This window comes from Mycobacteriales bacterium (assembly GCA_035504215.1).
In the GTDB taxonomy this organism is placed as follows: Bacteria; Actinomycetota; Actinomycetes; order JAFAQI01; family JAFAQI01; genus DATAUK01.
Genome location: DATJSI010000013.1, coordinates 12622 through 29117, shown reverse-complemented (window position 1 = coordinate 29117; position 16496 = coordinate 12622). Strand labels below are relative to the sequence as shown.

General features: G+C 69.0%; 18 protein-coding genes and 1 pseudogene. 14 read left to right on the top strand and 5 right to left on the bottom strand.

Annotated features, from left to right (window positions below; genetic code table 11):
- Window positions 1–136 precede the first annotated feature (136 nt).
- Together VME70_01340 and VME70_01335 are read right to left on the bottom strand one after the other, a co-directional pair.
- Window positions 137–910, bottom strand: a complete 774-nt coding sequence (locus VME70_01340; protein HTW18839.1) for an ABC transporter permease — start codon at window positions 908–910, stop codon at window positions 137–139.
- On the bottom strand, window positions 907–1839 hold the full coding sequence (locus tag VME70_01335; GenBank protein HTW18838.1) for an ABC transporter ATP-binding protein: 933 nt from the start codon (window positions 1837–1839) through the stop codon (window positions 907–909). The genes VME70_01340 and VME70_01335 overlap by 4 nt, the downstream gene beginning before the upstream one ends.
- An 83-nt stretch (window positions 1840–1922) precedes the next feature.
- On the opposite strand from VME70_01335, the gene VME70_01330 reads away from it, so the two are divergent.
- The 9 genes and pseudogenes from VME70_01330 to VME70_01290 all read left to right on the top strand — a co-directional run bounded on the left by VME70_01330 (window position 1923) and on the right by VME70_01290 (window position 9473).
- The gene (locus VME70_01330) at window positions 1923–2648 is read left to right on the top strand and encodes an ArsR family transcriptional regulator (GenBank protein ID HTW18837.1); all 726 of its coding nucleotides are present in this window, start codon (window positions 1923–1925) and stop codon (window positions 2646–2648) included.
- Window positions 2645–3031: pseudogene (locus tag VME70_01325) on the top strand (Fe-S cluster assembly protein SufB). The gene VME70_01330 and the pseudogene VME70_01325 overlap by 4 nt, the downstream one beginning before the upstream one ends.
- Complete coding sequence (sufB, locus tag VME70_01320; protein ID HTW18836.1) at window positions 3005–5203, top strand: Fe-S cluster assembly protein SufB; 2199 nt, start codon at window positions 3005–3007, stop codon at window positions 5201–5203. The pseudogene VME70_01325 and the gene sufB overlap by 27 nt, the downstream one beginning before the upstream one ends.
- Window positions 5203–6378, top strand: coding sequence for a Fe-S cluster assembly protein SufD (gene sufD / locus VME70_01315; GenBank protein HTW18835.1), 1176 nt, complete (start codon window positions 5203–5205; stop codon window positions 6376–6378). Before sufB ends, sufD begins: the two co-directional genes overlap by 1 nt.
- Window positions 6375–6692 carry a non-heme iron oxygenase ferredoxin subunit gene (locus VME70_01310; protein HTW18834.1) on the top strand — a complete coding sequence of 106 codons (318 nt, stop codon included), beginning with the start codon at window positions 6375–6377 and terminating at the stop codon, window positions 6690–6692. The genes sufD and VME70_01310 overlap by 4 nt, the downstream gene beginning before the upstream one ends.
- A gap of 6 nt (window positions 6693–6698) precedes the next feature.
- Window positions 6699–7460, top strand: coding sequence for a Fe-S cluster assembly ATPase SufC (sufC, locus tag VME70_01305; GenBank protein ID HTW18833.1), 762 nt, complete (start codon window positions 6699–6701; stop codon window positions 7458–7460).
- Window positions 7457–8677, top strand: coding sequence for a cysteine desulfurase (locus VME70_01300; GenBank protein ID HTW18832.1), 1221 nt, complete (start codon window positions 7457–7459; stop codon window positions 8675–8677). The genes sufC and VME70_01300 overlap by 4 nt, the downstream gene beginning before the upstream one ends.
- Entirely contained in the window at window positions 8674–9129 is a 456-nt protein-coding gene (locus tag VME70_01295; GenBank protein ID HTW18831.1) for an SUF system NifU family Fe-S cluster assembly protein, read from the top strand. The genes VME70_01300 and VME70_01295 overlap by 4 nt, the downstream gene beginning before the upstream one ends.
- On the top strand, window positions 9126–9473 hold the full coding sequence (locus VME70_01290) for a metal-sulfur cluster assembly factor (protein HTW18830.1): 348 nt from the start codon (window positions 9126–9128) through the stop codon (window positions 9471–9473). The genes VME70_01295 and VME70_01290 overlap by 4 nt, the downstream gene beginning before the upstream one ends.
- Here VME70_01290 and VME70_01285 read toward each other — a convergent pair.
- A complete protein-coding gene (locus tag VME70_01285) occupies window positions 9424–10836 on the bottom strand; it encodes an MFS transporter (GenBank protein ID HTW18829.1) in 1413 nt (470 codons plus the stop codon). The genes VME70_01290 and VME70_01285 overlap by 50 nt on opposite strands.
- Before the next feature lie 106 nt (window positions 10837–10942).
- On the bottom strand, window positions 10943–11182 hold the full coding sequence (locus VME70_01280; GenBank protein HTW18828.1) for a hypothetical protein: 240 nt from the start codon (window positions 11180–11182) through the stop codon (window positions 10943–10945).
- 181 nt (window positions 11183–11363) lie between these two features.
- Here VME70_01280 and VME70_01275 point away from each other — a divergent pair, with 181 nt between their 5' ends.
- From VME70_01275 to VME70_01255, 5 genes are all read left to right on the top strand, one after another.
- Window positions 11364–12950, top strand: a complete 1587-nt coding sequence (locus VME70_01275; protein HTW18827.1) for an ABC-F family ATP-binding cassette domain-containing protein — start codon at window positions 11364–11366, stop codon at window positions 12948–12950.
- A 65-nt stretch (window positions 12951–13015) separates the two neighbouring features.
- On the top strand, window positions 13016–13222 hold the full coding sequence (locus tag VME70_01270) for a helix-turn-helix domain-containing protein (protein HTW18826.1): 207 nt from the start codon (window positions 13016–13018) through the stop codon (window positions 13220–13222).
- Between the two features lie 3 nt (window positions 13223–13225).
- Window positions 13226–14029, top strand: a complete 804-nt coding sequence (locus VME70_01265) for an enoyl-CoA hydratase/isomerase family protein (protein ID HTW18825.1) — start codon at window positions 13226–13228, stop codon at window positions 14027–14029.
- 10 nt (window positions 14030–14039) lie between these two features.
- Window positions 14040–15188, top strand: coding sequence for an acyl-CoA dehydrogenase family protein (locus tag VME70_01260; protein ID HTW18824.1), 1149 nt, complete (start codon window positions 14040–14042; stop codon window positions 15186–15188).
- Window positions 15189–15252: 64 nt separating this feature from the next.
- The gene (locus VME70_01255) at window positions 15253–15462 is read left to right on the top strand and encodes a hypothetical protein (GenBank protein HTW18823.1); all 210 of its coding nucleotides are present in this window, start codon (window positions 15253–15255) and stop codon (window positions 15460–15462) included.
- Window positions 15463–15650: 188 nt separating this feature from the next.
- Here the strand turns inward: VME70_01255 and VME70_01250 are convergent, their stop codons facing one another.
- Window positions 15651–16442, bottom strand: a complete 792-nt coding sequence (locus VME70_01250; protein ID HTW18822.1) for a tryptophan 2,3-dioxygenase family protein — start codon at window positions 16440–16442, stop codon at window positions 15651–15653.
- Window positions 16443–16496 lie beyond the last annotated feature (54 nt).

Sequence of the window (16496 nt, the reverse complement as noted above, 5' to 3'; positions counted from 1 at the left end):
ATCAACTGGTTGGGCACCTCCGACACCACCACCCGGCGGGTCTTCGAGGAGATCCTCGCGGTCGAGGAGGAGCACGCCGACGACATGCTGACGTTCCTCGAGAAGATGGGCTGAGCGCGGTCTCCTACGCGGTCTCCTAGGAGTCCCAGCGGAACCAGCGGGCGGCCGCGACGGCGCCGACCGCCGTCCAGGCGAGCAGCGTCATCCAGTCGTGCAGCGGTGCCGTGCCTCCGGCGCGGAGAACGACCCGCAGGCCCTGGCTCAGCGCGCCGATCGGCAGCAGCTCCAGCACGCGGCGTACGCCGGGTGAGAAGTCGGTCAGCGGGAACGCGACGCCGCCGAGCACCAGCAGGACCAGGTAGACCAGGTTGGCGGCGCCGAGGGTCGCTTCGGCGCGCAACGTCCCGGCCATCAGCAGGCCCAGCGTGCTGAACGCCGCGGTACCGAGCACGAGCAGCCCGACGACGCTGGCCGGGTCGCCGTGCGGAGACCACCCGGCGATCGCCCCGACGATGCAGAGCAGCGCGACCTGGATCAGCTCCACGACAAGCACGCTCAGCGTCTTCGCCGCCAGCAGCAGGCTTCTCGACAGCGGCGTCGTGCCGAGCCGGCGCAGGACGCCGTACCTGCGTTCGAACCCGGTGGCGATCGCCTGGCCGGTGAAGGCGGTCGACATCACGGCGAGCGCGAGCACGCCCGGCACGAGGAAGTCGATCCGCGGCTTGGGCAGATCGGCGATCGGGGCGCTGGCGAACAGGATCAACAGCACGGTCGGTATGGCGATCGTGAGGAGCAGCTGCTCGCCGTTGCGGAGCGTGAGCCGCAGCTCCATCGCGGTCTGGGCACGCAAGCGGCGGATTGCCGGCGCCGCGCCGGGAGCCGGCGCGAGCTCGAGCGGCACGGCGGTCATGACCGAACCCCTCGCCCGGTGAGCTCGAGGAAGACGTCCTCGAGGCTGCGGGCGCCGGTCGCGAGGCCCTCCGGGAGCACGCCGCGCGCCGCACACCACGTGGTGACGGCCGCGGCCAGGTTGGGAGTGATGTCCGCGGTCACGACGTAGCGGCCCGGATCGGGCTCGGCGACGTTGCTCCCCGCGGGTAGCGCCAGGAGGAGCTCGGCAATCGGGAGACCGGGCGGGCCGGTGAAGGACAGCCGGCGCCCGGTGCCGCTCGCCCGCGTCAGGACGGCCGGCGGCCCGGTGGCGACCACCCGGCCGGCGTCGATGATGACCACGGAGTCGGCCAGCTGCTCGGCTTCGTCGATCGCGTGGGTCGTGACGACGACCGCGACGCCGGCGGCCCGCAGCTCACGGACCAGCTCCCAGGTCGAGTGCCGACCCTGAACGTCGAGCCCGGCGGTGGGCTCGTCGAGGAAGACCGCCTCGGGCCGGCCGACCACGGCGAGCGCCAGCGACAGGCGTTGCTGCTCCCCACCGGACAGGCGCCGCCACGGGGTGCGAGCGACGCTGCCGAGCCCGAGCCGCTCGATCAGGCCCTCGACCGGTAGCGGGACGGCATAGAGCGCGGCGTAGAGGCCGAGGACCTCGTCGGCGCGGGCGCTGGGATACACGCCGCTTGCACCGGAGCCACCCTGCGGCATGATCCCGACCCGCGTGGCGAGGGCGGGTGCATCGGTGGCCGGATCGAGTCCCAGCACCCGGACCGAGCCGCGGTCGGCCCGGCGCAGCCCGGCGCAGATCTCGATCGTGGTGGTCTTGCCGGCGCCGTTCGGGCCCAGCACAGCCGTGATCGCGCCGGCCGCCGCGGTGAAGCTGACGTCGGCCACTGCAGGGGTTCCGGTGTAGCTCTTGGCGAGCTCGCTCACCTCGACGGCGGCCACGCCCGGCCAGTGTAGGAAGCCGCGGGGGCGGGTCCGGTCTGGCCCGGTTTGGCGGTGTCGGTCAATTACGCAATAATGACGTTGTGAAAACCGCAGGCGTGAAGGCGCGGGTGCGCGGCCGGGTCGTCCCTGCCGATGAGGCTGCCGAGCGGCGGACCCGGGTGAAGGTCGCCCGCTCGCTGCTCGAACACGGCCCGTCCACGGTCGCCGAGCTGGCGCAGCGGCTCGGGCTCACGACGGCCGCGATCCGGCGGCACCTCGATGCCGCGCTCGCCGACGGCACGATCGTGGCGCACGAGGAGCGTCCGAGCGGCCCGCGTGGTCGCGGGCGGCCGGCCCGGCGGTTCGGCCTGACCGACGCCGGTCATGCGGCCGGACCGACGGCGTACGACGCGGTCGCGGTGTCCGCGCTGCGCTACCTGCGGGACTACGTCGGCGAGGCCGCGGTCGAGGACTTCGCGCGGCGGCGGATCGCCGAGTGGGAGGCGCGCTACGCCGACCGGATCGCGGCGCTGCCGCTCGACGAGCGCCCGCAGGCGCTGGCCGAGGCGCTGGCCGACGACGGGTACGCCTCGACCGTGCACGACACCGCGCTCGGCGTTCAGGTCTGCCAGCACCACTGCCCGGTTCAGCACGTCGCCGAGGAGTTCCCGGTGCTGTGCGAGGTCGAGACCGAGGCGATCGGCCGGCTGGTCGGCCGCCACGTCCAACGGCTCGCGACGATCGCCCGCGGCGACGGCGTCTGCACGACCCACATCCCGCTCACCGATGTCACCACCCGCCCCACGTCCGGAAGGACTGCTTCATGACCGACCTCGCCCGCCCTGAGCTCGAGGGTCTCGGCCGCTACAAGTTCGGCTGGGCCGACCCCGACGTCGCCGGCGCGACCGCCAAGCGCGGACTGTCCGAGGATGTCGTGCGCGAGATCTCGGCGCTGAAGAACGAGCCGGAGTGGATGCTCGAGCAGCGTCTGAAGGGGCTGCGGCTGTTCTACAAGAAGCCGATGCCGAACTGGGGCGCGGACCTGTCGGGGATCGACTTCGACAACATCAAGTACTTCGTCCGCTCGACCGAGAAGCAGGCCGCGTCGTGGGACGACCTGCCCGCGGATATCAAGACGACCTACGACCGGCTCGGAATTCCCGAAGCCGAAAAGCAAAGGCTCATTGCCGGAGTAGCGGCCCAGTACGAGTGCCTGTCGGCAGACACCCTCGTCTGGACGGCCGATCGTGGACAGGTGCCGATCAAGGAGATCGAGGCGGGCGATCGGGTCTTCTCCTATGACGAGGAGGCCGAGCGCTTCATTGTCTCGTCGGTGAAGGCGATGGCACAGACGGGTGTGAAGCAGACGTACGAGGTGACCGTCGGCGGTCAGAAGATTCGAGCGACGGACAATCATCCGTTCCTCGTGCTGTCCGACGATCGAAAGCCGGGTCGCCAACGGGCACGGTTCGTGCGTCGGTGGAGGACGCTGAACGAGCTTGCCGTTGGTGACCTAGTCGCTGTACCTCGCGACCTGCCAGATTTCGGCGAGTCACTCCAACTTCCGGGTGCCTATCGCCGGAACGGCACAGTCCTCGGACCAATGTGGACCAGTGAGGACCTGTTGTGGCTGCTCGGGTACTTCGTTGGCGACGGCTCGTTGCGGAGTTCCGGTCGCACGCACCGAGTGCAGTTCGCAGTGCCGGACACCGACGTTGAACTCCGGGCCGAACTCACCAGGGTGATCGCTGACCAGTTTGGCCTTCGCGCAATCGCGGCCGATGACGTGCGACTCGTGGTGAACTCCCGTCCGCTCGTCGACTGGATGATTGAGATGGGCTTCACGGGCGGAGCTCACAACAAGCATGTGCCTGACTGGGTCTTTGGACTCCCTCGAGCGGAGCGGCTGGCCTTTCTCGGGGGGTGGGTCGACGCCGACGGCTACGTTCGACCCGACGCATCTGGCTCGGTTGTGCTGACGAGCGTCAACGCGCCGCTGCTGGAGCAGGCCCGATCCCTGGCCGAGCTCACGGGCCTTCGGGCGGCGGGTCCTTGGGAGTGGCAGGCGCCGTACGCGCACGACCCGAGCCGCATGATGACCGCCTACCGACTGGGCATCTCGGGCCAGTTCGAGCGGCTCGGCTGCCGCAACCCGAAGCGGACCTCGCGATTCGGGCGGCGCAGGTATGCGCAGTCGTCGATCAGCGCGAGAGGCGCGACTTTTCGGAAGCACTGCACCGAACACCTGGGATTCGCTCGTATCAAGGCGATCACTGCATATGACGTCGAAGCGGTATATGACGTCGAGGTAGACGGCCCGCATAACTTCCTCGCTGACGGCATCGTGGTTCACAACAGCGAGGTGGTGTATCACCAAATTCGTGAGGATCTCGAAGCTCAGGGTGTGCTCTTCCTCGACACCGACACCGGTCTGCGTGAACACGAGGGCCTGTTCCGTGAGTACTTCGCATCCGCGATTCCTGCCGGAGACAACAAGTTCTCAGCGCTCAACACCGCAGTCTGGTCCGGTGGCTCCTTCATCTACGTGCCAAAGGGCGTCAGGGTCGACATCCCGCTGCAGGCCTACTTTCGGATCAACACCGAGAACATGGGCCAGTTCGAGCGGACGTTGATTATCGCCGATGAGGGGTCATATGTCCATTATACAGAGGGGTGTACCGCCCCGATCTATTCGTCCGATTCATTACATTCTGCAGTTGTAGAGATCATTGTCAAGAAGGACGCGCGGGTTCGGTACACCACGATTCAGAACTGGTCCAACAACGTCTACAACCTGGTGACCAAGCGCGCCATCGCACACGAGGGTGCGGTCATGGAGTGGACCGACGCGAATATCGGATCCAAGGTGACCATGAAGTACCCCGCGGTCTGGATGGTCGGCGAGCACGCCAAGGGCGAGACGCTGTCCCTTGCCTTCGCTGCCGAAGGTCAGCACACGGACTCTGGCGCGAAGATGGTGCACGCGGCTCCGAATACGTCGAGCAACATCGTGAGCAAGTCGGTTGCACAAGGCGGTGGGCGGACGTCGTACCGGGGGCTCGTGCAGGTCAACAAGGGCTCCGAGCACTCCAAGAGCACGGTGAAGTGCGACGCGTTGCTGATCGACTCGATCAGCCGGTCGGACACCTACCCGTACGTCGACGTCCGAGAGGACGACGTGCAGATGGGGCACGAGGCCACGGTCAGCAAGGTGAGCGCGGATCAGCTGTTCTACCTGATGAGCCGCGGCATGACCGAGGACGAGGCGATGGCGATGATCGTGCGCGGGTTCATCGAGCCGATCGCGCGCGAGCTCCCGATGGAGTACGCCCTCGAGCTGAACCGGCTGATCGAGCTACAGATGGAAGGGGCCGTCGGCTGATGAGCCCCGAACCGGCCCCGGCGAGCGTCGCCGGGGAGTCACGCGCGGAGCGCGGCGCGCCGCCGATCGTGTCGGCGGCGTACCGCCGCGTGTCGTTCGACCCGGCCGACTTCCCGATGCCGGCGGGTCGCGAGGAGGAATGGCGGTTCACGCCTCGTCGCCGGATGACCCGGTTGCTCGAGGACACCGCGAGCGACGCGCACCTGAAGTGGACCTCGGACCTGCCCGACGGTGTCGAGCTGGTCGAGTTGGCCGATGATGATCCGCTGCGCACCGCAGTCCCGGCTCCGGTCGACCGCGTCGCGGCGCTCGCACACGCACATTCGGGTGGCGCGATCGCGCTGCGTATCCCGGCCGGTGCCGAGCTCGATCGCCCGGCCGTCGTCGAGCTGCGGGGCTCGACCAGCGAGGAGATCGTCTGGGGCCACGTGATAGTCGAGATCGGCGCCAACGCCAGCGCCACCGTGATCATCGACCACGCGGGCAGCGCGACGTATGGCGCACTGCTGTCGGTGCTCGTCGGTGACGGCGCCCGGCTGACCCTGGTCAGCCTCCAGGACTGGGACGACGACACCGTCCACGTCGAGCAGCAGTCCGTTGCGGTCGGCCGCGACGCGACGTTCACCTCAGCGGTCGTGTCGCTCGGCGGTGACCTGGTCCGGCTCACGCCCACCGTGCACTTCACCGGACCGGGTGGCAACGCCCAACTCCTCGGGCTGTACTTCGCGGATGCCGAGCAGCACCTCGAGCACCGCCTGTTCGTCGACCACAACCAGCCGCACTGCCGCAGCCGGGCGACCTACAAGGGAGCGCTGCAGGGCAACCACGCGCGCACGGTGTGGATCGGCGACGTGCTGATCCGCCGCGATGCGATCGGCACCGACACCTACGAGGAGAACCGCAACCTGCTCCTCACCGACGGGGCGCGCGCCGACTCCGTCCCGAACCTCGAGATCGAGACCGGTGAGGTCATCGGCGCCGGTCATGCGAGCACGACCGGACGTTTCGACGACGAGCAGCTGTTCTACCTGATGGCGCGGGGGATCACCGAGTCCGAGGCGCGCCGGCTCGTCGTACGCGGCTTCTTCACCGATATCGTTGACCGGATCGGTGTGCCCGAGGTGCGCGACCGCCTGGTCGCGGCGGTCGAGCGCGAGCTCGGTGCGTCCACATGATGCGCGGCTACGTCCGGGTGTGCGGGCTGTCCGACCTGCTCGACAACCGCCCGCTTCACGTCGACATCCGGCACACGCCGGTCTGCGTCGTACGCACCGATGGCGAGGTCCTGGCGCTGCTCGACGAGTGCTCGCATGCAGAGGTGGCGCTCTCCGACGGTGACGTCGAGGCCGGCACCGTCGAGTGCTGGCTGCATGGATCGCGCTTCGACCTTCGGACCGGCAAGCCCACCGGCCTGCCGGCCACCGAGCCCGTTCCCGTCTTTCCCGTACACGTCGACGGCGACGAGGTCTACGTCGCCGTGAAGGAGTAACGCGCAATGGCAACGCTGGAGATCAAGAACCTGCACGTCGAGGTCGCCGGTGAGGGCGAGGGCGACGCGCCCCGGGAGATCCTCAGCGGCGTCGACCTCACGGTGAAGCAGGGCGAGACGCACGCGATCATGGGCCCGAACGGCTCCGGCAAGTCCACGCTCGCCTACTCGATCGCGGGACATCCGCGCTACCGGGTGACCGACGGCAGCGTGACCCTCGATGGCGCCGACGTGCTTTCGATGACCGTGGACGAACGAGCCCGGGCCGGGCTGTTCCTCGCCATGCAGTACCCGGTCGAAGTGCCGGGAGTGAGCGTCACGAACTTCCTCCGTACGGCGGTCACCGCGGTCACCGGCGAGGCGCCGAAGCTCCGCACCTGGACCAGGGAGCTCAACGAGGCGTTCGACCGGCTGGCGATCGACCCGTCGTTCCTGCAACGCTCGATCAACGAGGGCTTCTCGGGCGGTGAGAAGAAGCGCTTCGAGGTGCTCCAGCTCGAGCTGCTCAAGCCGAAGATCGCGATTCTGGACGAGACCGATTCGGGGCTCGACGTCGACGCGCTGCGGATCGTGTCGGCCGGCGTCAACCGGATCCGCGAAGCGGGCACGATCGGCACCCTGCTGATCACCCACTACACGCGGATTCTCAACTACATAAAGCCCGACTACGTGCACGTCTTCGTCGGCGGCCGCATCGTCGAGGAAGGCGGTCCGGAGCTCGCCGACACGCTCGAGGCCGAGGGCTACGAGAAGTGGGCGGGGAGATGACCTACGACGTCGAGGTCGTCCGCAAGGACTTCCCGATCCTGCAGCGGGAGGTTCGTCCCGGCGTACCGCTCGTCTACCTCGACAGTGCCGCCACTGCCCAGAAGCCGCTCGCGGTGCTCGACGCGATGCGCGACTACAACGAGCACCACAACGCCAACGTCCATCGCGGCATTCACACTCTCGCCGAGGAAGCGACCGCGCTCTACGAGGATGCCCGAGCAAAGGTTGCGGCCTTCGTCAACGCACCCGACCCGCGCGAGATCGTGTTCGCAAAAAACTCGTCAGAGGCGCTGAACCTGATGGCCCACGTGCTGCCGTTCGGCGCGGGCGACGAGGTCGTCATCACCGAGATGGAGCATCACTCCAACATCGTCCCGTGGCAGCTCGCCTGCCAGCGCGCCGGCGCGACGTTGAAGTGGGTCGGCCTCACCGAAGACGGCCGGCTCGACCTCGCGGACCTGGACCGAGTGATCACCGACCGCACCAAGGTGGTCGCGTTCGTCCACCAGTCCAACCTGCTCGGCACCGTGAACCCGGTCGATGCCGTCGTCGCGCGAGCTCGCGCCGTCGGCGCCTACACCGTGCTCGACGCCTCGCAGTCCGTGCCGCACTCGCCGGTCGACGTCGCGGCCCTGGGGGTCGACGCTGTGGCGTTCACCGGCCACAAGATGTGCGGCCCGACCGGCATCGGTGCGCTCTGGGCCCGCCTCGACCTGCTCGAGCAGCTGCCCCCGTTCCTCGGCGGCGGCGAGATGATCGACGAGGTCACGATGTCCGGCTCGACCTTCGCGCCGCCGCCGCACAAGTTCGAGGCGGGCACGCCGCCGATCGCACAGGCGGTCGGTCTCGGTGCCGCCGTGGACTACCTGTCGGCGCTCGGCATGCCGGCGGTTCATGCGCACGAGCAGGCGTTGACGGCGTACCTGCTCGACGGGGTGCAGACCGTGCCTGGGCTGCGCGTGATCGGTCCGACCACCACCGAGCATCGCGGGGGAGCCGTCTCGTTCGTCATGGACGGCATCCACCCGCACGATGTCGGGCAGGTTCTGGACCAGTACGGCGTTGCAGTCCGGGTGGGACATCACTGCGCACGGCCGGCCTGCCTGCGTTACGGCGTACCGGCGACCTCGAGGGCGTCGCTCCACCTTTACAGCAACGTCAACGACGTCGACGCTTTGGTCGACGGGCTCGGCCGGGTCAGGGGCTTCTTCGGATGACCGCACCTCACGTCGAGTCGCTCTACCAGGAGATCATCCTGGACCACTACCGATCGCCGCATCACAAGGGTTTGCGCGAGCCGTTCGAGTCCGAGGTCTATCACCTCAACCCGACCTGCGGCGACGAGATCACGCTGCGGGTGCATCTCGACGACGGGACCGTTGCGGACGTCTCCTACGAAGGCCAGGGCTGCTCGATCTCGCAGGCATCGGCGAGCGTCATGACGGATCTCGTCATCGGTAAGCCCGTGGACGAGGCCCTCGCGGTCCACGCCGAGTTCCTTCGACTGATGCAGTCGAAGGGCGAGGTCGAGCCGGATGAGGACGTGTTGGAGGACGCTGTCGCCTTCGCCGGGGTGTCGCGCTACCCGGCCCGGGTCAAATGCGCGCTGCTGGCCTGGATGGCGTGGAAGGATGCGACCGCGCAGGCCGTCGACGGAGGAATCGAATGAGCGACCCGACCACCACCCCGACCGGAGCGTCGTCCGCCCCGACCGTCGACGACGTCTACGAGGCGATGCACGACGTCGTCGACCCCGAGCTCGGCATCAACGTCGTCGACCTCGGCCTGCTCTATGGCGTCACCCTCGACGACGACAACAAGGCCGTGCTCGACATGACGCTCACGAGTGCCGCCTGCCCGCTGACCGACGTCATCGAGGACCAGGCCGCGGCCGCGCTCGACGGGCTGACCAATGGGCTGGTGATCAACTGGGTCTGGATGCCCCCGTGGGGCCCGGACAAGATCACCGATGAGGGGCGTCAACAGCTGCAGGCACTGGGCTTCCGGGTCTGACCTGCGCGGCGATCGCCCGGCCGGCCGCGATCGCTCCGACTACTGCAATACCGGCACTCATCAGATCGCCGATGGTGACCGCCGTACGGATGTGGGCGAGCCCGAACGCGGTGACGAGCGCGCCGACCGCCGCGATTCCGATGATGCTTCCGGTCATGTCGCTGATCTGAAGCGCCGCGGAGTTCATGCCCTGCGCTTCGTTCGGCGAGAGGTCCAGCATCAGCACCGAAATCGTCGGCATTGCGATGCCCATGCCGGCCCCGGCGATCGCCCAGATCGGCACCGCGAGCCACAGGCTTGCCCGGGGCGCGGCGACCGCGACCAGGAGTGCGACACCGACCGCCACGGCGCCGAACCCGACCCGCATCACCGACACCTGGTGGCGCCGGCGCCGCCCCTGCCACCAGGAGCCGATCGACCAGCCGATCGCGCCCAGAGTCAGCGGGATGCCGACGACGCGCGGCGTGCCGTGGTGCAGCCGGGTGAGGGTCAGCGGCAGGTAGGCCTCCGCCCCGAAGAACCCGCAGGTGAGGATTCCGCGCAGCACGATGACGGTCGGCAGCCCGCGGGCGAGGCGGAACGCACCGCGCGGCAGGATCGCGCGCAGCGGGGCGATACCCAGTGCGAGGCCGGCCGCGATCAACAGCAGGCTCCACCAGTCGACGATCTCGGCCGCGACCTGGAGCAGCCCGAGTGCCGCGGACAGCATCAACCCGCGGGCGATGCCGCTGCGTCCCGGTGTCTCACCCTGCCTGGCTACCGGGATCCGCCGCAGGACCGGCACGAGCAGGGCGGCGCCCGCGATCGCCAACGGCGCGATGCCGCCGAAGACCCATCGCCACCCGACCGTCGAAGCGACGAAACCCGCGACCGCAGGACCGACGAGGGACGGCACCACCCACGCCGCGCTCAGCGCGGCAAAGACCTTCGGGTGCAGCTCCTCGGGAAAGGCCCGCGCGACGACGACGTACGCCGCCACGATCATCGCTCCGCCACCGAGTCCCTGGAGCACGCGCCCGGCGAGAAACACGCCGATGTCGGGGGCGGTCGAGGCCACCAGGAGCCCGGCGGCAAAGAAACCCAGCCCGCCGAGCAGGGACGGCGACGGTCCGTGCCGGTCGCAGCGCCGTCCGGCGTCGACCATGCCGACCACGTCCGCGAGCAGGTACGCCGTGAACCCCCAGCTGTAGAGGCGCAGGCCGTGCAGGTCGCGGACCACCGTCGGCATCACCGTCGCCACCGACATCGCCTCGACCGCGACCACCGTGATGACCGTGACCAGACCGATCACCGGCATCCGGTGGGCGGGATCGCGCAGCGACCGGGCCGTCCTGGCGCCGGGCGGCGATGCGGTAGCGGTCATGACCCGCCCACGGTATTCGCGCCGTACGGAACGCATGGCCCACAGGTGTTGCTGGAGCGACCCAGATGGCCCATGGGTGTCGTGCGTGGTTCGGGCCTGCGAGTGGCTAGGTGCTCAGCTCGGAGACGACCTCGGGTTGGGCGGTGACCGGGCAGGCTTCGTGCTGGAGCAACCCGTAGGCGGTCCGCCGGACGATGTCGTGCGGAGCGATCCAGGCGAAGCAGCGCGGGCAGATGGCGTCGGTGTCGACGTGCATCACGTTCGTCGTGAAGTCGAAGCCGGGCGGCGTCTGGCGGCCGTTGGGCATCAGCATGGCGAGCTTCGCCCAGCTGATGTTGCGGGCCATGACACCTCCCCGTTCCGGGCCAATCCTGCCGGGTTCGGGTCCAAAACGGGTCGACGCCACGGTCACATCTCGGTCACCCTTCGGTTACGACGCCCGCCGTACACTGACTGCCATGTCGATCACGGACTAGCGGGGCCCACGCTCGCGCCCGCCTGTCCTCGTCGACCTTCAGGAGTTCCCTGTGCTCACCGCCACTGCCGTCGAGCTGCGTGCGGGCGCCCGCCTGCTGCTGGAGAATGCGACATTCCGGGTCGGATCGGGCGACCGGATCGGGCTGGTGGGCCGCAACGGAGCCGGCAAGACCACCCTGGCCGCTGTGCTGGCCGGCGAACGGTTGCCGGCTTCGGGAACGGTCGAGCGGCGGGGCTCGGTCGGTTACCTGCCGCAGGACCCCCGCACCGGCGATCTCGACGTCCTGGCCCGCGACCGGGTCCTGTCCGGTCGTGGTCTCGACACCGTGATGGCGGACCTGCGTGCGGCTGAGCACGCGATGGCCGACGGGGAGTCCAAGGCGATCGCGAGGTACGGCGTGGCCCAGGAGCGGCTGCACGTGCTGGGCGGGTACGCCGCCGAGTCCGAGGCTGCCTCGGTGGCCGCCAGCCTGGGCTTGCCGGACCGAGTGATGGGTCAGCCGCTGCGCACGCTGTCCGGCGGCCAGCGGCGCCGGGTCGAGCTGGCCCGGATCCTGTTCAGCGGCGCCGACACGTTGCTCCTGGACGAGCCGACGAACCACCTCGATGCCGACTCGATCGTGTGGCTGCGGGAGTTCCTGCGGTCGCACAAGGGCGGCCTGGTGGTGATCAGCCACGACGTCGACCTGCTCGACGTGACCGTCAACAAGGTGTTTCATCTCGACGCCACGCGTGCGGTGCTCGACCTCTACAACGTCGGTTGGCGGGCCTACCTCGACCAGCGCGAGACCGACGAGCGCCGGCGCCGGCGTGAGCGGGCGAACGCCGAGAAGAAGGCGGCCGCGCTCAACGCGCAGGCCGACCGCATGCGAGCCAAGGCCACCAAGGCAGTCGCCGCCCAGCAGATGGCCAAGCGAGCCGAGCGACTCCTCGCCGGCCTCGAGGACGTGCGCAAGTCCGAGAAGGTGGCCCGGCTGCGCTTCCCGGACCCTGCTCCGTGCGGCCGCGTGCCGCTCACCGCGAGCGGCTTGTCGAAGTCCTACGGCTCGCTCGAGGTGTTTACCGACGTCGACCTTGCGATCGACCGCGGGAGCCGCGTAGTCGTACTCGGCCTCAACGGCGCGGGCAAGACCACCCTGCTGCGGCTGCTGTCCGGGCTCGAGCCAGCCGACACCGGCACCGTCGACCCCGGCCACGGCCTGCGACTCGGCTACTACGCGCAGGAGCACGAGACCCTGGACCCATCCGCGTCGGTGCTCGCGAACCTCGCCGCCGCGGCCCCGGCACTGTCCGAGGGCGACCTGCGGACGGTGCTCGGCTCGTTCCTGTTCAGTGGTGAAACGGTGAGTCAGCCCGCGGGCACGCTGTCCGGGGGCGAGAAGACCCGCCTGGCGCTCGCCCTGCTCGTCGTGTCGAGCGCCAACGTCTTGCTGCTCGACGAGCCGACGAACAACCTCGACCCCGCCAGCCGCGACCAGGTCCTCGGCGCGCTGCGTTCCTATCGCGGCGCGATCGTACTGGTCACGCACGACGAGGGTGCGGTCGAGGCACTGGACCCCCAGCGCGTGCTGCTGCTTCCGGACGGCGTCGAGGATCACTGGAGTGCGGAACTCGCCGATCTGGTCGCGCTGGCGTAGATCTTCTCCCGCTGGGCAAGGTGATATGTGTTGAAGGGGAGACGGGGGAAGTGGGAGGTGCAACGGTGGCCGAGCTGAAAAAGGGCAGTCGGGTGACGGGCGTCGAGCGCGACAAGCTCTCGACCGGCCTGAAGAGGAAGTACGACAACGGCGCGAGCATTCGCGAGCTTGCGGCGACGACCGGACGCTCCTACGGCTTCGTCCACCGGGTGCTCAGCGAGGCCGGCGTCAACTTGCGCGGCCGTGGCGGCGCAACGCGCGGGAAGCGGTAACCGCTGAACGGGGGTGCGTCGTCGGGGGGCGATACGACGACGGGTGGCGTTCGGTTCGAGGTTGACGGCGAGATCGCACGAGTGACGTTGTGTCGCCCTGACCGGCGCAACGCGCAGACGCCGGCGACCTGGCTGGCCCTCGCAGAGTTCGGCACTACGGTGCCCGCCGACGTGCGGGTCGTCGTCGTCACCGGCGAGGGACCGTCGTTCAGCGCCGGCATCGACCGACGGATGTTCACGGCGGATGGCGTGCCCGGCGAAGGATCGATGGGTGACATCCTCGGTCGCGACGACGAGACCGCCGCCGAGGTGATCGCGTCGTACCAAGCGGGCTTCACCTGGTTGCGCCGGCCCGAGTTCGTCTCGGTCGCCGCCGTGCGGGGGCATGCGGTCGGTGCGGGTTTTCAGTTGGCGCTGGCCTGCGATCTGCGGGTCGCCGCCGAGGACGCGATGTTCACCATGGCTGAGCCGACCCTCGGACTGGTGCCGGACCTCGGCGGCACGCAGCTGCTCGTGCAACTGGTCGGGTACGCCCGTGCGCTAGAGATCTGTGCAACGGGACGGCGCTTCTCCGCGGCCGAGGCGTCGCTGGCAGGAATGGTCAACCTGGTCGTGCCGGACCACCAGCTTTCCGCCGCCATCGACGACCTTGTCGGTGCGCTGTTGAGCACGAGCCGGGATGCAGTCGTAGCCACCAAACGGTTGTTGCTCGATGCACCGGAGCGCGGCTTTGCGGAGCAGCTGCGCGCCGAGCGGGAGGCGCAGGTGCATCGGCTGCGGGCGCTCGGCGCACCCGACAGCGGCTAAAGTCGAGGTCGTGGATCTTGCTCTCAATCCCGAACAGGAAGCGACCCGCCGCGCCGTGCGCGAGTGGGTCGACGCCGTCGTCGCGCCCCAGGCGATTCGCAACGATCGCGAGGAGCGGTTCCCGCAGGAGGCGCTCGACGGGCTGATCCGCGATGGCTGGATCGGCCTCACGATCCCCGAGCAGTACGGCGGCGGCGGGGCGGACCCGCTCACCTACTGCCTCGTCATCGAAGAGCTGGGTCGTGGCGACGCAAACGTCCGCTCGATCCTGTCGGTGCATCTCGGTCTGGTGGGCGGATCAATCGACCGCTGGGGAAGCGAGGAGCAGAAGGAGTACTGGCTGCCGAAGATGGCCGCCGGCGAGGCGCTCGGCTGCTTCTGTCTCACCGAACCCGACCACGGGTCGGATCCGGCGTCATTGGAGTCGACCGCCGTTCGGGAGGGCGACTCCTACCGACTCAACGGGTCGAAGATCTTCATCACGAACGGCGACCTCGCTGGCGTCGCGCTGGTGATGGCGCGCACCGGCGGCCCCGGAGCCCGCGGCGTGTCCGCGTTCCTCGTGCCCTGTGACACCCCGGGCTTCACGCCGAAGCCGATCCACGGCAAGTTGGGCCTGCGGTCCTGCGACACGGCCGAGATCGCGCTCGACGACGTGGTCGTGCCGGCCTCGGCCTTGCTCGGCCAGGAGGGCGACGGCATCAAGGTCGCGCTGTCCGCGCTCGACGACGGCCGGATGTCGCTCGCCGCGTCGTGCACCGGGCTCGCCCAGAACGCCCTAGAGGTCATGTCGTCGTACTCCAAGCAACGCGAGCAGTTCGGCAAGCCGATCGCGAGCTTCCAGCTCGTGCAGGAGCTGATTGCGGACACTGCGGTCGAGGTCGATGCCGCCCGGCTGCTGACCTGGCGGGTGGCCGACCTGAAGACGCGCGGCGAGAAGTACACGCTCGCGGCCTCGATGGCGAAGTACTACGCATCGGAGGCGTCGGTGCGAGCGGCGAACGCGGCGGTGCAGGTGCACGGTGGCTACGGCTACGTCGACGAGTTCATCGTCGGCAAGCTGCTGCGCGACGCTCGGGTCACGACGTTGTATGAAGGCACGTCCCAGGTGCAGAAGCTGCTCATCGGCCGCGCGGTGACCGGCGTCTCGGCGTTCTGATCCGGCTACGCTCGGCCTGACGGGGACTCGCCGGCGACGCCGGCAGATCGATGGGGAGGGGCCGGTGAAACGCTTTCGCTCGCATGCACTCGTCGCCTGCGTCATTGCGCTCGCGGTGTTGCTCATCCTGTTCACCCACTCGATCCGGGTCCGGCTCGAATGGGGCACCGGCGGATTCATCCTCGGACTGCTGGCCGGCGGGGTGATGACGCTGGACCTTCGCCACCACCGCAAGGTCAAGGCCCGCGAAGACGCGGCATCCCCGCTGCACTGACCCTCTCGTCGGCGGATCGCGAGCGGCACCGCGCCGGCCCTTGACCTCATCGGCTTCAGGAGGCGGGCCGCCTAGCCGGAGCCGACGGTCGAGTTGTTGATCAGGACCGCGTTCAGGTCGCCTTCTCCGGTCTGGGTGGTCGCGCTCGAGTTGGCGTCGATACAGGTGATCGAGGGAGACTGCCCCCGTCAGAGTTCGGTGCGTAGGGCCCAGAGCAGGGGAAAGAAGCGCAGGTCGCGGCGGTCGCGCAGGTAGCCGACGCCGATCGAGCCGCCGGTGCCGGCCTTGTAGCCGATCTGCCGCTCGACCACGGTCGCGTGCAGCGCCCGCCACTGGGCGGACAGCTCGTCGTGCGACACCAGACCTTCGGCGACGTCCCAGAGCTCTCCGTACGACGCCCGGTCCCGCGCGACGGTGAGCAGCGCGGCGCGCACCTCGTCGTCGGTGCCGACGGCCATCCCATGCGCTGACAACGCGCGCAGATAGCCGTCCCACAGCGAAGGTTCGTCGAGGCGGCGTTGCAGGCGAGCGCGTTCCTCGGCGGTGGCCGACCGCAGCCGGCTCAGCACCGCCGGGTCCTTGAGCCCGGACAGGAACTCGAGCTCGCGGTACTGCACCGACTGGAAGCCCGAGGCCGGTGCCAGCAGCTGGCGGAAGTCGAGGAAGTCCTGCGGCGTCATCGTCTCGAGCACCGGCAGCTGGGCGATCAGCACCGACTCGATCTGCGTCACGCGTCCGAGCCGGTGTCGCGCGGTCCAGAGCGCGCCCGCGCCGGGCTCGAGCAGTAGGTCGCGAACCGTGGTCAGCTCGTGCAGGATCTGTTTGAACCACAGCTCGTAGACCTGATGGATCGTGATGAACAGCAGCTCGTCGTGCGCCGGAGGGTCCGACTCGGGCACCTGCTGCGACAGCAGCACGTCGAGATGCAGGTAGCCGCCGTACGACAGCCGGCCGCCCTGCTCGCCGAACTGGGTGCTCATGACCGCAGCGTAGGGGAGCCTTCGCACTAATCTCGGGAAGCGATGACTGTCCAG